This window comes from Bradyrhizobium sp. URHC0002 (assembly GCF_054059515.1).
Genome location: NZ_JBSSCF010000001.1, coordinates 2,026,126 through 2,040,543, shown reverse-complemented (window position 1 = coordinate 2,040,543; position 14,418 = coordinate 2,026,126). Strand labels below are relative to the sequence as shown.

Sequence of the window (14,418 nt, the reverse complement as noted above, 5' to 3'; positions counted from 1 at the left end):
AAGGTGATGCACCCTCGGTCGCTTTAGGGTATTATCCAGCATCAACGAGCGCCACCCAAGAGTGCCACACAAAAACAGATCGCTGGACCGAAAAGTGCAATAAAATCAATATCAACCGGGATTGCGGCCTTAGTTCAATCCTGTCTGGCAGCACCATCCTTTCCTCAGGTCCACGACAAAGTGCTAGGGTCCCCCTTGTCCCAGCGGCGTGGGTTAGCCGGTCGTTCGGGAGGTGGGCCTGTGACAGAGCAGCGGGTTCAAAGGCGACTAGCGGCAATCTTGGCTGCTGACGTGGTCGGTTACTCTGCGTTGATGCAACGCGCTGAGGAAGCCACCTATGCCGAGTTCGAGCGGCTGAAGCGCGAAGTAATCGAGCCTGGCCTCTCCCGCCACGATGGGCGACTGATCAAGACCACGGGTGACGGCGCGTTGGCCGAGTTCGCAAGCCCGTCGGCTGCGGTACGATGCGCGGTGGAGATACAGGAAAGGATCGCGTCAGGTCAAAGCCCCCTCAAGCTGCGCACTGGGGTCAATCTCGGGGAGGTTATCGTCGGGGCTGACGGCGACCTTTTTGGCGACGGGATCAACATTGCGGTCCGGCTGGAGGGGGTCGCCGATCCGGGCGGCATCCTGATTTCCGAAAAAGTGTACAGCGAGGTCGAGGGCAAGCTGGACATTGGCTTCGAGGACCGGGGCGAACGGCAGCTCAAGAACATCTGCAAGCCGGTCCGCGTTTTTGCTGTACGCGCGGGAGCGCATAGCCCGCTAAGCGATAGGCTGAGTGTGGCCCCGCCACTCCCGGACAAGCCGTCGATCGCCGTGCTGCCCTTCGAGAACATGAGCGGCGACCCGGAGCAGGAATACTTCGCTGACGGAATGGTTGAGGAGATCATCACCGCGCTTTCGCGGTTCAAATGGTTGTTCGTTATCGCCCGCAATTCGAGCTTTACGTTTAAAGGCAAATCCACCGATATAAAGGAGGTCGGACGCAGGCTTGGCGTTCGCTACGTGCTTGAGGGGTCTGTACGCAAGGCGTCCGGGAAGGTTCGCATCGCAGGGCAGTTAATTGACGCGATTACAGGGGCGCACCTTTGGGCGGACAGGTTCGAGCGTGACCTGACGGACGTTTTCGCTCTTCAGGACGAAGTAACGGTCGCGGTTGTCTCGGCCATTCAGCCGAAATTGCTTCAAACAGAGATTGCACTGGCGGCGCGGCGGCGGCCGGAGAACCTCACCGCGTATGATTTTTATCTCCGAGCCATGCAACAGTCTTACCTAACGACCCGCGAAGGGGTGGCCGAGGCGCTAAGGCTGGCTCATCGCGCTTTGGAACTAGACCCTCGGTTCGGCCTAGTCGCGGCTCTGGCGGGTAACTGTCACGCGCAAAACGTCATTTGGGGCCATGCCGTCGATCCTCAATTCGACCGCAAGGAAGCAATTCGGCTGCTTCGCTTGGCCTTGAGCGACGACGATGATGATCCAGAAAAGTTGGCATGGCTTTCCTTAATCTCAGCGTACATGGTCGGCGATAGTGAAGGTGCGATCGAAATAGCTGACCGAGCGGTCGCGCTCAACCCGAATTCATATGCCGCATGGTACTGCAGAGGCTGGGTCTATAGAGTTGCGGGGCTGCAGGAGGAAGCGGTCAAGAGCTTTGAACGTGCCATTCGCATGAGCCCGGTCGACCCGCAGCTACACCAATCGTTTGCTGGGATGGGGTTGGCCTTTATCGAGCTTGGTCGCTTTGACGAGGCCATCGTCGCAGGGAAGAAAGCCCAACGCCAGAACTCCTCCTTTTCGCCCGCTTATCGCTGTCTCGCGTCCGGTTTTGCCCATCTCGGACGTGACGCCGAGGCACGTGAGGCGGCGGCGCGTCTGCTGGAGGTCGATCCCGCCTTTACCATATCATCGTGGATCGCTCGGGGCGGGCAGTCAAACTCGAAGCTGTTGACTGAGGGTCTTCGGAAAGCGGGGTTGCCCGAGTAGCTCTCCAACTGCGACGAGGTGATCGAAAGACGGCTTATGGCCCCGAAGGAGGCGTGGCCATTCTCCGATCTGATGTCGGCTTGCGGGGGATGGCATCTGCCAGCCAGCGGCTGCCGGATGGGGTGCATATCCTACTACGGATCGGCGCACCGTTTGGTCCAAGGGTGCAAGGTGCACCCTCCCCCAAGTCGCCTTCACAAGTGATCCTTGCGCTGATACACAACCAAGGTGAGCGGCTTGAAAAACTCTCGATCTTTCAGTGAGTGAGACTGCTTCGGAACAGTTCAATCCTGTCTGGCAGTACCATTCTCTTTGCATGAAATGAAATGGCCTGCCGCGGCCGGGGAAATCAGCCCGGGACCGCGATCATCCGCGCGGATCGGCGAGCGTTCATCACGACGCCAGCGCGACCTTGCGGAACGCCTTGACCAGCGCTCCCTCCAGCTTGCCTTCCATGCCGCAGAGGATCTGGTAGGCGTCCTGCCGGGCCATTGGCGGCCGGTATGACCGGGACTCGACCAGTGCTGCGAAGATATCCGAGATCGTCAGCAATCTGACCAGATCGGAAATCTGCGAGCCCGCCAGTCCATCCGGATAGCCGGATCCGTCGAGATATTCGTGATGGTGCCTCACGCCGTCGAGAATTTCCGGGCTGATGCCCGATACGCCCTTCAACAGATCATATCCGATCGCGGGATGACGCCGGATGATCTCTTCCTCCTCGGGATCGAGACGGCCTGGCTTGTCCAGGATCGACAGCGGGATGCGCGCCTTGCCGATGTCGTGGAGGGTCGCCGCCATTCCGAGCCGCGAGACGTCCCCGCCGGAGAATCCGACATCCAGCCCGAAGGCGACCGCAACACCTGTCACAAGCAGGCAGTGCTGAAACGTCCCCTCATGATAGCGGCGCACCTCGTCGAGCCAGTTCGAAAGTCCGTCCTGCCCGACGCGGGTGATGATCTTTGACGTCGCACGCTTCGCATCGACAAGCTTCAGTGGCCTGCCACGGCGCACATCCGAAAACATCGAGGCGAAGGCGACCACACCTTCGTCCATCTCCAGGGTCGGATCTGCAGCATTATTTTCCTCGCCCGCTTCCGCCTCTTCGATCTGCGCGACCTTGAGAATTGCTTCCTTGGGGCGTGAAATGATCGCGGTCGCGCCGAGCGCATGGGCCTGCGCAACCATCGAACGGGAGAGATTGTGAACGACGAACAGCTTTTCCGGAATGCTTGTAAGCTGTTCCAAAATGAACTTGAGCTGATCGACGCGAGACATCTGCCGCAGGTCGATGTCGACCATCAGCACGCCATGCGACCTGAGCCCAGTGCCATCGCCGCCCAGCACCCAGGGCACCACGGCGTGTTGCGGTTCGAGCATGGCGCGAATCGCAGGCAACTTCGTCGGTTCGTCGGTGACAAAGTAGACGAGCATTCCAAGAACTTCCGTGCGCCCTAATAGTAAGGTAGTTGCCCTTTAAAATTGAAGCACTGAAAAGAATATGAATGAATTGTCTTGCCGGTGGTTCCCGCCACCTGCGCGCACCACAATTGGCGCCATCGGCATCTCAAGCATTTTAATCAACATCAGACTGGCTACCTTGCCGTTAAGCTTCCACCACGTATAACTACGTACCTCAAACAGGTGAGCGTGCCGGCCGGGCGCCGAAGGATCGCCAGATCGAGGGCAACGTCAGTGAATGATCTCCAGTCGTTTCGAAGCGAACCGGAGACCGACAGATTGACGCTGTGCGCCTTGATCTCGATCTGCTGCGCGTTCGCCCCGGTTCCGGCGTTCGCGCAGGCCGATCTCGCCGGCGCGACGACCAAACTCACGCTGCAGGTCGCGACCGCCATCCTCGGCGAAAAATGCCGCCGCATCGAAGCGCCGGAACCCACGTCGCTGGCTTCGGTATCACTGCACCGAACCTTCCACGATGATTTCGACGCCCATCCCCTGCTGAACCAAAGATGGGCGCCCTATTACGCGGGCGGCGCCGCCTGGCCGGAAGCCCGCTATTGGGGCGGCGACGGCTCCGACTTCAGGCGCAAGACCAGTTATAACGGCGAGCAGCAGATCTATGTCGATCCGCGCTATGGCGGGCGGGAGACCACGCCGCTCGGCCTCGACCCGTTCAAGGTCAGCGACGGCGTCCTCTCGATCACAGCCAGCCGCACCCCGCCGGCGCTGAAAACCGTGCTGTTCAACAATGAATATATCTCGGGCATCCTGACCACCCAGAGCCGGTTTGCCCAGAAGTACGGCTACTTCGAAATGCGCGCCAAGATACCGGTCGGCGTCGGCGTGTGGCCGGCGTTCTGGATGCTCGCCGACGACGGCGGCTGGCCGCCGGAAGTCGACATCATGGAGGGCCGCGGCCAACGGCCGGGCGACATCGTGATGACGACGCATTGGCGGATACCGGAGACGCAGCGCGTGGAACGCTGCGGGTTTGACTTCACCGTGCCGGACGCCGCGACCGGGTTCCATGACTACGGCGTGCTGTGGCAGCCCGATCGCATCACCTATTACATCGACCGCCGGCCGATGTCCGAGATCAAGGTCCCGGTCGGCTTCCACGAACCCATGTACATGATCGTGAACCTTGCCATGGGCTCGAAGACTTTCGAGGGCGTGGGGTTCGTCGACGGCCAGTCGCCCACGACTGTCGCCTTCGAGATCGACAGGATATCCGCCTACCAAATCGACGACGCTGACCGGAGATGACGATGTTCGGAAAACTCTCGCGTCGGCATTTTGCAAAGCTCGCAGGCTTGTCCGCGCTCGGCATTGCGGCTGCGCCGGCCGACGCCGCAGCGCAAGCCGCATCCGAGCGGCCGGGGCCTGCGCGTTTTCCGAAGGATTTCGTGTGGGGCACCGCGACCTCGGCCTACCAGATCGAGGGCGCGGTGAACGAAGACGGTCGCGGCCGCTCGATCTGGGACACCTTTGCGCACACACCTGGCAAGATCGAGGACCGGACCACCGGCGATTACGCCAACGATCACTACCACCGCTACAAGGAGGACATCGGGCTCATCCGGGAATTGGGGCGCCAGGGCCTATCGGTTTTCGATCGCATGGCCGCGGGTGTTTCCGGAAGGAACGGGTAAGCCGAACCCCAAGGGCCTCGACTTCTACGATCGCCTCGTCGACGAACTGCTCAAGAACGGCATCGAGCCATACGCGACGCTCTATCACTGGGACCTGCCGCAGGCGCTCGAGGACAAGGTCGGCGGCTGGCGATCCAGCGAAACGTCGAAAGCATTCGGGGATTATGCCGGCCACGTGGCGGCGCGCATCACCGATCGCGTCAGATCGATCTTCACGATCAACGAAGCCGGAAGGTTCGTGAATTTCGGCTATGGCTGGGGCATCGATGCCCCCGGCCTCAAACTGCCGGACGCTGAAGTCAACCAGGTCCGCCACCATGTGGCGCTCGCGCACGGCCTCGCCGTGCAGGCGATCCGCGCGCATGGACGCGCGGGCACCAGGGTGGGTCCGGCCGAAAACATCGCGGCCTGCGTGCCGGCATTCGACACGCCCGAAAACGTTCGCGCCGCCGAGATGGCGACGCGCGAACTCAACTCCGGCTTCCTTGGCGTGATCCTGGAAGGCAAATACACCGACGGGTTTCTGCAATTCGCAGGCCCGGCCGCGCCGAAATTCACCGATGAGGAGTTGAAGATCATTTCCTCACCCAATGATTTCGTCGGCCTCAACATCTACGCGCCGCAATTCTATATCGGCGCGTCCGACAAGGCGCCGGGCTGGAGCGTGCTGCCGTTTCCCGCCTCGTTTCCGCACATGAACTCGGAATGGCTGCGCGTGGGACCGGAGACGATCTACTGGGCGCCGCGTCTGGCGGCAAAGGTCTGGAACATCGAGACGATCTACATCAGCGAGAACGGCACGTCGTCGGAAGACAAGCTCCACGCCGACGGCCAGGTCTACGACCTCGATCGCATCATGTACCTGCGCAATTATCTCGGGCAATTGCAGCGCGCGACGTCAGAGGGCGTGCCGGTCCGCGGCTATTTCCTCTGGAGCCTGATGGACAATTTCGAATGGATCTACGGCTTCGAAAAGCGCTTCGGGATCTACCATGTCGACTTCGGGACGCAGCGCCGCACGCCAAAGCTCAGCGCAGCCTTCTATCGCGACGTGGTGGCGCGGAATGCGATCGGCGTCTGAACGCCGCTAGATGATTTGACGCGTTTTCTTGACGATAACCGGTCTCCCCTTCGCTGGAAAACACTCTAGTACCGCGCGGCCTGCCGCAGCGGCGTCGAGATCTCGGAAATGGAGCGCTGCTTGCCCTCGATTGCCACAGTCGTGACCGGTTCCTGCGCCAGCTTGCGCGATGAGTCGTGACCGACGAATACGCCTGCCGCGGTGAGCAACAGCACGACATAAAGTGCAAACATGCCGCCGACCCATTGCCAGTAGATCCGGCGGGCCTCGGGGGTCAGGCTTTCGAGCAATCGACGCATGGTTGCCTCCTCATCAGGAAACCTTATGCAATGCGTATACGCTCCAAGCCGCACTCGGTATGTGACGTACTTCACACAAGTGGATTTGGACGGAGAACCCGTGACCGGAGCGGAATTAAAGAAACTTCGCCAGCATCTTGGTGAGGCCATCGGCCAGCCGCTGTCGGTGGCCGACATGGCCAAACTCTGCGGGCTGCCGGCGACCGATGGCGCCGACACCATCCGCCGATGGGAGGTCACCGGCCCGGCCGGGCCGGTGGCGGAGCTGCTGCGCATCCTGGCAATGGCCAGCGACCACTATCCGATTCTCGAAATGTTCAACGTGTTCGACCGCCACGACGTCCCGGTGAAAGACCGCCCCGCCCGCCGGCAGGCCTTCCGCGAACAGATGCGCAGCGACGTGCGTCGCCGCATTGGTTAAGCAAAGCTTGCCGGGAGGCTCCGCGGACTTCGAAAATTAAGCCTTTCCTAACCTTTGATTAGGCCTTCGTTAAGTACAAAAAACGTTTGCCTGCCAATGGGTTGAGTTAGCATCCGCTGTCACCGCCAAGTGACAGCATTTTAGATAAATGCAGTCTAATTGCGTGGGCATGGAAGGCGCCCCGCACGAGGTGTCGCCGAACGGTTTTCGGAGACCAACACAATGAAGAAGATCCTCGCAGCCCTCTTGGCCGTCGCAGCCCTCACCGCCGCCGCGCCCGCCTTTGGCGCCGATCTCGGCGGGCGGTCCTACTACAAAGAGGCGCCCCCCGTCTATGCGCCGGTCCCTCTCTGGAACGGCTTCTATATCGGCGGCCATCTCGGCGGCGCCTTCAGCGGCAGCAACAACTTCAACGGCGCGGTGCTGAGCGATTCCAGCGCCCGGCTGCTCGGCGGCGTTCAGGCCGGCCTCGATTGGCAGTTCGCGCCGAACTGGGTGCTCGGCACCGAAGGCCAGTATTCCTGGCTCGGCAAGAACAACCTCACCGCCACCTTCCCCGGCGGCTACGTCTATAGCAACGATCAGCGCGGCCTCGGCTCGATCACGGCCCGCATCGGCTACACCTGGGGTCCGGGCCTGGTCTACGTCAAAGGCGGTTACGCCTTTTCGGACAACGCCGAGAGGGTGACCCTGGCCGGCGCTCCGATCCCCTTCCTGCTCAACGGCAATCACAGCAATGGCTGGACCGTCGGCGGCGGCGTCGAATACATGTTGGCCTTCGCCCCGAACTGGTCGGTCAAAGGCGAGTACATGTATTACGACTTCGGCAGCACCCGCTTCGTGACACCCGCCGCGCTAGCGCCATTTGGCAGCTTCACCACCGAAGACCACACGCTGAAGCTCGGCGTCAATTACCGCTTTCCCTTCGGGAGCTCCGTGGCCGCACGCTACTGAGCGCTTTCAACTGTGAATTGCGGAAGGCCGGCTTTCATGCCGGCCTTTTGTTTTTTGGCCACCGTTTTCCGGTTCACGGAAAAAATACGTCAAGGGCAGGCAATTCACTGTCAAAAATGCGGCAAAAAGCCTCTCAGTTCCAAACTTGTTAACCGGGTACAGGGATACTGCCGCGCGAGGAAACACCTCAAGGTAGCGTAGACGGGGCGGGCAAATGGCGGCACGATTCAAATCCAAGGGTATTCGCTTTGGCGTCAGGGGCAGTCTGTTTGCCGCCTTCGCCGTCATCGCCGGGATGGCGATCGTCATCTCCGCCGGCGCCGGCCTGATGCTCGGGCGGCTCGGCGGGACCATGGTCGATCTGAGCGGCCGGGATATTCCCCGTCTCGCCGCCAGCCTGCAGTTATCCGCACAGAGCGCGAGCCTCGCCAGCCAGGGGCCGGCGCTGCTGGCCGCGCGCAGCGAAGAGGCGCTCAACGATCGAACCAAAAAGATGAAGGAAACCCAGGCGGTCGCGCTGCAGAAGCTCGGCGAGATCGTCGAACTCGGTGCCGACAAGGCGGTGGTTGCGGCGCTCACCGAGAACATGAAGAACATCGATGAGGTGATCAAGAGCCTCGGCTCGGCCGCGCGCGAGCGGCTCGAACTGGCCGCCCAGCACGAAAAGCTTTACGACGCGGTGCGCAAGGCGCAGCGGCGTTTCGTGGCCGCCGCCGGACCAGCGGCAATCGACGCGCAGACCGAACTCTACAGCATCTACGCTGCGCCCAATTTCTCGCAGGCCGAAGCCATCCGGGCCCACAAGACCGCCGACCAGCTCGCCGACATCGCCGCCAGCGGCAATCTCATGGCGTTCGACATGATCGCCGCGCTTTCGACCAACAACGGCGAGATACTCGAAGCGACCGGCAGGGACTTCCGCACCGCGCAGGCGCGCGTGAAGTCGAATCTCGAAGCGCTGCCCAAGACCACCGCGATGCGGTCCGTTCAAAACACAACCCTGAGCCTGCTGGCGCTTGCCGACGGCAAGACCGGCGTCTTCAAGGTCCGCCAGCAGGAACTGGATACGGATGATTTCGGCCAGACCATTCTGGAGGAAACCCGCAAGCTCAATGTCGGCCTTGGCATCAGCGTGCAGCAGCTGGTTGACGGCGTGCAGAAGGAAACCGACGCTGCGACCTGGCAGGCGCGTCAGGAGATTTCGTTCGGGACCATGGTCATGCTGGCCCTCGGCATATCGACGCTGGTCGGTTCGATCCTGTTCGTCTGGCTCTATGTCGGCCGCAACATCCTGCGGCGGATCAGCAATCTGCAGCGCTCGATGCAAGTATTGTCCAGCGGCGACCTCGAATCGGAGGTCTACCAAAGCCACGCGCAGGACGAGATCGGCGCCATGGCGGATTCGCTGCAGGTGTTCCGCGAGAGCATGATCCAGAGCCGCGCGCTCTCCGCCGAGCAGGACAAGGACCGCGTCGCCAAGAGCGAACGCGCCAACCGCATGGAAGCCCGCATCGTCGAGTTCGAAACCACCGTTCGCACCGCGCTCGACAGCCTGCAATCCGCGGCGGGCTCGATGCAATCGACCGCGCAAAGCATGTCGGCGACAGCCGATCAATCGAACGCACTGGTGACGGCGGTAGCGACCGCCGCCGAGCAGACTTCGGCCAACGTGCAGACCGTGTCGTCGGGCACCGAGGAATTGTCCTCCTCGATCGAGGAAATCGGCCGTCAGGTCATCACCTCGGCGGAGATCGCCCGCAAGGCGGTCGACGACGCCGGTGAGACCGATGCCACCATGCAGGGACTTGCCGACAATGCCGCGCGGATCAGCGTGGTGGTCGATCTGATTCAGACCATCGCCTCGCAGACCAACCTGCTGGCGCTGAACGCCACCATCGAGGCGGCCCGCGCCGGCGATGCCGGCCGCGGCTTCGCCGTGGTCGCCTCCGAGGTGAAGAGCCTCGCCAACCAGACCGCCAAGGCCACCGACGAGATCCGCCAGCAGATCGTCAGCATGCAGACGGTGACCACGACGGCGGTCTCGGCGATCAGGAACATCAGCAGCACGATCGCCGAGATCAACGAGGTGACAACAGCGATTGCAGCCGCGGTCGAGGAGCAGGGTGCGGCGACGCGCGAGATCGCGCGCAACATCCAGCACGCCGCCGGCGGCACCAGCGAGGTTTCCACCAACATCGTCGGCGTCTCCAGCGCCTCGTCGCAGGCCGGAACCGCGGCCGGCCAGGTGCTGACCGCCTCCGGCGCGCTGCGCCGCGAGGCCGACGTGCTGCGTGAAGAGATCGACGCGTTCCTGTCGAACATCCGGGCGGCGTAACCGCCCCACACTTGTCGTTCCGGAACGGTCCGAAGGACCAGACCCCAGATGCGCAAAGCGCATCGGGGAATCGGAGTACCGGCAATACCCATGCCTTTATCCGGACCGGCACCTGCTTTTTTCGGCTAGCGCGCCGCCGCCTCTACCGCTAAGCCGGTAGCATGCATTCGAAAACCGACACGGTGCAGTCCTCGGCCGAGGCACTGCGATACCCCTGGGAAAATCACCCCGGCCACGATCAGGTCGTCGAGGTGACGCCCGGCGTGCTTTGGGTCCGCCTCAAGCTGCCGTTCCGGCTCAACCACGTGAACATCTATCTGCTGGCCGACGGCGACGGCTGGGCGATGGTGGATTCCGGCTTCGGCAATGAAGAAACCATCGCGGCATGGACCACCCTGTTCGAGGGCCCGCTCCGGCATGTGAAGGTGACGCGGCTGATCGTCACCCATTCCCATCCCGATCATGTCGGCCTTGCCGGCTGGATCACGGAGCGCTTCGACTGCCCGCTGCAGATGTCGCAGGTCGAATATCTGCAATCGGTCTATCACCAGAACCGCGGCACCGAAGAGCGCAAAACCGCGCAGCGGTTGTTCTTCCGCCGCCACGGCATGGACGAGGACCTGACCGACAAACTGCTCGGCCGCGGCCAGGATTATTTGAAACGGGTCTCGGTGCTGCCGCCGGCCTACCACCGCATCTCCCACGGCGACGAGGTCGTGATCGGCACCCGCCGCTTCAAGGTCATCACCGGCGGCGGCCACGCCCTCGACCAGGTCATGCTGTATTGCGCAGCCGACAAGCTGTTTCTCTCCGCCGACCAGGTCTTGAGCAAGATCTCGCCCAATGTCAGCGTCTGGGCCGTCGAGCCCGAACAGAACTCGCTGGGCGAATATCTGGCCTCGCTCGCCAGCCTGACCACCACCCTGCCCTACGACGTCATGGTGCTGCCCGGCCACGGCGTTCCGTTTTACGGTCTCAAGACCCGCATCAAGCAGCTCGCCGACCATCACGAGGACCGCTGCCGCCTGATCGCGGAAGCTTGCCGTGAAGTGCCGCAAACGTCTAGGGAACTGGTGCCGGTCGTGTTCAACAAATACCCGCTCGATGTGCACCAGATGGGCTTTGCTTCCGGCGAGCTGATCGCCCACGTCAATTACATGCTCAACGAAGGCCGCCTGACCTCGGAAGTGACCGACGGCGTGCTGCTGTTCCGGACCACCTGACAGCGGGCCCCGAACGCGGTCGGCGGCTATTTCAGTGGCAGCGGCTGATCACCGAGCATCCCCTTGGCAATGACGTTGCGGGCCACCGCGACATCTAGCGAATGTTGCTCGATCAAGTCCTTGCATTCGGCGACGATCTGGTCGGCATCCTGCATCAGCTTGAGCTCCTTGTAGCGGTCGTGGCGGTGCAGGCCCATGCTCGCGCCGACGACTTCGAGCACATTGATGATGCGGAACGGCCAGTCGCGTTCGTGCGCGCATAATTCGCGATGATCGGAATGATAGACGCCGACCAGCGCGTCGATGCCGGCATCAGACGCCGCCTGAAGCTCATTCCGTTGCAGCTCACGCTTGAACGCGGGCAGGACGCGGAGATTGTTGCTTTGTAGGCCGACTGCCGGTTGCTGCAACTCGACGAGCTCGATGCCAGGGATCGTCTGCAGGATTTCCGCGGCGGCTTCCATGACGCCAGCCACGCCGGGATGCCGATGCAGCGCGATCCGCATCTTGACCTCCCGGCGCAACAGCGGGGTCAACTGAGCCAGTCGCTCACGCAGAAACAGCAGGAAGGGCGTCATCTCGAACGGCCGCGCGCCGCCTTGTCGCTCAATGGCCGGAATATTCGTCTCGGTGAACTGGACGTAGCAGCTTGGACACCAGGAGATCACCTGGCCGGATTTCGAGTGCGACATCTTCTCGATCGAGTTTGCGCCCATGCGCCCGGACATCTCGACGTCGCCGGCATTCATCTGTTTGATGCCGCAGCAATGGCTCGGCCCGCCCATCACCTGGTAGATGACGCCGAGCGCATCCATGATGTCGAGGGCAAGCAGCGCGATATGTGGATTCTTCAGCACATTGCAGCCGGTGTAGAACACGAAATCCGGCGCCTCGGCCGGTATCGCGGCCGATGCTGATTTTTGGCCGAGCCGCTGCAGCACCTCGGCATCGACCTGCAACTGCGACAGAACAGCCACATCGCGGCTGTCGTCGCGGAACAGCGTCAGGCCCTGGCGCCGTCGTTCGGGCAGTTCATTCTGGCTCTTGGCCATCGCGACGCGCGCCATGGTCAGCAGGAAGCGCGGATTGACGCCGTAGTCGCACGCCTTGATGCACTCGCCGCTCCGCATGCAGGCGGATGCCCACCTGCGTGACGCCTCGGGACCGTCACCGGTCCGCAGGATGTCAAGGATGCCGCTGATGATGTCGGTGGAACTTGCGTCTGCGATACCGGCGGGGGCTACGCTCGGACAGGCTTCGACGCATTTGCCGCAGCGCGTGCACGCGTCGAGCATCTCTTCAACGCGACTGCCCAGCGCCGTCTCGAAAGAGGTGTCGCTCATCGGCTGCGGCTCCGCCCTTGGCCCATGCCAATGAGCACAGGCCCCATATCGACCATGGGACCATAGCGCAGGCCCGGTCCAAACGGATATGCGAAAACCGGCCAGCCGCTCCCGAAAGGCGATCAGGTCCGCCTTGGCGGGGGGAATGTCGGTGGTGGCCTCAAGACCGGGCACATGGTCGTCGGCGCCTGCACGACAGGGGCCTTGGCGCATGTCTGTCCGGGCGATGGAATGCGGGGCCCCAATTCGGACCTAGCGCCTTGATTCCGATCAATATTAGCTCCGCCTAGGTAGCATCCCGGAGGCGCGCCAAAATGTGGGAATTCGCATAGACATCAAAGCTGGAAAGGCTCTAAAAAGGCGCGAAGCCAATCCGGCCGGTTCCGGTTCCAGGTCTTGTGATGGATTACAGCAAATTTTTCCAAACCGCCCTCAATCGCCTGCATGACGAGCGGCGCTACCGCGTTTTCGCCGACCTCGAACGGATCGCCGGACGATTTCCCCACGCGGTCTGGCACTCGCCGAAGGGCCCGCGCAATGTCGTGATCTGGTGTTCTAACGACTATCTCGGCATGGGCCAGCACCCGAAGGTGGTCGGCGCCATGGTCGAGACCGCCACGAGAGTTGGTACCGGCGCCGGCGGCACCCGCAACATCGCCGGCACCCATCATCCGCTGGTGCAACTCGAACAGGAACTGGCCGACCTGCACGGCAAGGAAGCCTCGCTGCTGTTCACCTCCGGCTACGTCTCGAACCAGACCGGCATCTCCACGATCGCAAAGCTTATTCCGAACTGCCTCATTCTCTCCGACGCGCTGAACCACAATTCGATGATCGAAGGCGTGCGCCAGGCCGGCTGCGAACGCCAGATCTTCCGCCACAACGACATGGCGCATCTGGAAGAGCTCTTGATCGCGGCGGGCCCCGACCGGCCGAAGCTGATCGCTTGCGAGAGCCTCTATTCGATGGACGGCGACGTCGCCCCGCTCGCAAAAATCTGCGATCTCGCCGAGAAGTACGGCGCCATGACCTATGTCGATGAAGTCCATGCGGTCGGCATGTACGGCCCGCGCGGCGGCGGTATCGCCGAGCGCGACGGCGTCATGCACCGCATCGACGTGCTCGAAGGCACGCTCGCCAAGGCCTTCGGCTGCCTCGGCGGCTATATCGCCGGCAAGGCCGAGATCATCGACGCGGTCCGCTCCTATGCGCCGGGCTTCATCTTCACGACCGCGCTGCCGCCGGCGATCTGCTCGGCCGCGACGGCTGCGATCCGTCACCTCAAGGCTTCGAACTGGGAGCGCGAGCGCCACCAGGACCGCGCCGCCCGGGTCAAGGCGATCCTCAACGCCGCCGGGCTGCCTGTGATGTCGAACGACACCCACATCGTGCCGCTGTTCGTCGGCGACCCCGAGAAGTGCAAGCAGGCGTCCGACATGCTGCTGGAGGAGCACGGCATCTATATCCAGCCGATCAACTATCCGACGGTCGCCAAGGGAACCGAGCGCTTAAGGATCACGCCCTCGCCCTACCACGAAGACGGCCTGATCGATCAGTTGGCCGAAGCGCTGCTGCAGGTCTGGGACCGTCTCGGCCTGCCCGTGAAGCAGCAATCGCTGGCGGCCGAGTAACCCTACCATCCTGATCCCAGGAATTGGGCCGG

General features: G+C 62.3%; 10 protein-coding genes and 1 pseudogene. 8 read left to right on the top strand and 3 right to left on the bottom strand.

Annotated elements, in window-relative coordinates; translation table 11 throughout:
• Positions 1-279 precede the first annotated feature (279 nt).
• Positions 280-1,986 (top strand): adenylate/guanylate cyclase domain-containing protein, encoded by a 1,707-nt coding sequence (locus tag ACVWVY_RS09670; RefSeq protein ID WP_456626161.1) that lies wholly within the window; start codon positions 280-282, stop codon positions 1,984-1,986.
• A gap of 393 nt (positions 1,987-2,379) precedes the next feature.
• Here the strand turns inward: ACVWVY_RS09670 and ACVWVY_RS09665 are convergent, their stop codons facing one another.
• On the bottom strand, positions 2,380-3,420 hold the full coding sequence (locus ACVWVY_RS09665; protein ID WP_456626160.1) for an HD-GYP domain-containing protein: 1,041 nt from the start codon (positions 3,418-3,420) through the stop codon (positions 2,380-2,382).
• A gap of 261 nt (positions 3,421-3,681) precedes the next feature.
• Between ACVWVY_RS09665 and ACVWVY_RS09660 the strand changes: the two genes are divergently transcribed.
• Together ACVWVY_RS09660 and ACVWVY_RS09655 are read left to right on the top strand one after the other, a co-directional pair.
• Positions 3,682-4,713, top strand: a complete 1,032-nt coding sequence (locus tag ACVWVY_RS09660; RefSeq protein WP_456626159.1) for a glycoside hydrolase family 16 protein — start codon at positions 3,682-3,684, stop codon at positions 4,711-4,713.
• A gap of 2 nt (positions 4,714-4,715) precedes the next feature.
• Positions 4,716-6,180 (top strand): annotated as a pseudogene (locus tag ACVWVY_RS09655) (GH1 family beta-glucosidase).
• Positions 6,181-6,245: 65 nt separating this feature from the next.
• On the opposite strand, the gene ACVWVY_RS09650 reads toward ACVWVY_RS09655, so the two are convergent.
• Positions 6,246-6,479, bottom strand: coding sequence for a hypothetical protein (locus ACVWVY_RS09650; RefSeq protein ID WP_456626158.1), 234 nt, complete (start codon positions 6,477-6,479; stop codon positions 6,246-6,248).
• A 100-nt stretch (positions 6,480-6,579) separates the two neighbouring features.
• On the opposite strand from ACVWVY_RS09650, the gene ACVWVY_RS09645 reads away from it, so the two are divergent.
• The 4 genes from ACVWVY_RS09645 (at position 6,580) to ACVWVY_RS09630 (ending at position 11,412) form a co-directional block, all read left to right on the top strand.
• Complete coding sequence (locus tag ACVWVY_RS09645) at positions 6,580-6,900, top strand: helix-turn-helix domain-containing protein (RefSeq protein WP_456626157.1); 321 nt, start codon at positions 6,580-6,582, stop codon at positions 6,898-6,900.
• Positions 6,901-7,122: 222 nt separating this feature from the next.
• Positions 7,123-7,854 carry an outer membrane protein gene (locus ACVWVY_RS09640; protein ID WP_456626156.1) on the top strand — a complete coding sequence of 244 codons (732 nt, stop codon included), beginning with the start codon at positions 7,123-7,125 and terminating at the stop codon, positions 7,852-7,854.
• 214 nt (positions 7,855-8,068) lie between these two features.
• Positions 8,069-10,189, top strand: coding sequence for a methyl-accepting chemotaxis protein (locus ACVWVY_RS09635; RefSeq protein ID WP_456626155.1), 2,121 nt, complete (start codon positions 8,069-8,071; stop codon positions 10,187-10,189).
• A 161-nt stretch (positions 10,190-10,350) separates the two neighbouring features.
• Positions 10,351-11,412 (top strand): MBL fold metallo-hydrolase, encoded by a 1,062-nt coding sequence (locus tag ACVWVY_RS09630; protein WP_456626154.1) that lies wholly within the window; start codon positions 10,351-10,353, stop codon positions 11,410-11,412.
• A gap of 26 nt (positions 11,413-11,438) precedes the next feature.
• On the opposite strand, the gene ACVWVY_RS09625 is transcribed toward ACVWVY_RS09630, so the two are convergent.
• Positions 11,439-12,755 carry a heterodisulfide reductase-related iron-sulfur binding cluster gene (locus tag ACVWVY_RS09625; RefSeq protein ID WP_456626153.1) on the bottom strand — a complete coding sequence of 439 codons (1,317 nt, stop codon included), beginning with the start codon at positions 12,753-12,755 and terminating at the stop codon, positions 11,439-11,441.
• Positions 12,756-13,156: 401 nt separating this feature from the next.
• Between ACVWVY_RS09625 and hemA the strand changes: the two genes are divergently transcribed.
• Positions 13,157-14,386, top strand: a complete 1,230-nt coding sequence (hemA, locus tag ACVWVY_RS09620; RefSeq protein ID WP_456626152.1) for a 5-aminolevulinate synthase — start codon at positions 13,157-13,159, stop codon at positions 14,384-14,386.
• Positions 14,387-14,418 lie beyond the last annotated feature (32 nt).

Excerpts from the sequence above, each read along its gene's own strand:
- ACVWVY_RS09630 (WP_456626154.1), top strand. The coding sequence starts at position 10,351 with ATGCATTCGAAAACCGACACGGTGCAGTCCTCGGCCGAGGCACTGCGA.
- ACVWVY_RS09665 (WP_456626160.1), bottom strand. The coding sequence starts at position 3,420 with ATGCTCGTCTACTTTGTCACCGACGAACCGACGAAGTTGCCTGCGATT.
- ACVWVY_RS09635 (WP_456626155.1), top strand. The coding sequence starts at position 8,069 with ATGGCGGCACGATTCAAATCCAAGGGTATTCGCTTTGGCGTCAGGGGC.
- hemA (WP_456626152.1), top strand. The coding sequence starts at position 13,157 with ATGGATTACAGCAAATTTTTCCAAACCGCCCTCAATCGCCTGCATGAC.
- ACVWVY_RS09625 (WP_456626153.1), bottom strand. The coding sequence starts at position 12,755 with ATGAGCGACACCTCTTTCGAGACGGCGCTGGGCAGTCGCGTTGAAGAG.
- ACVWVY_RS09650 (WP_456626158.1), bottom strand. The coding sequence starts at position 6,479 with ATGCGTCGATTGCTCGAAAGCCTGACCCCCGAGGCCCGCCGGATCTAC.
- ACVWVY_RS09640 (WP_456626156.1), top strand. The coding sequence starts at position 7,123 with ATGAAGAAGATCCTCGCAGCCCTCTTGGCCGTCGCAGCCCTCACCGCC.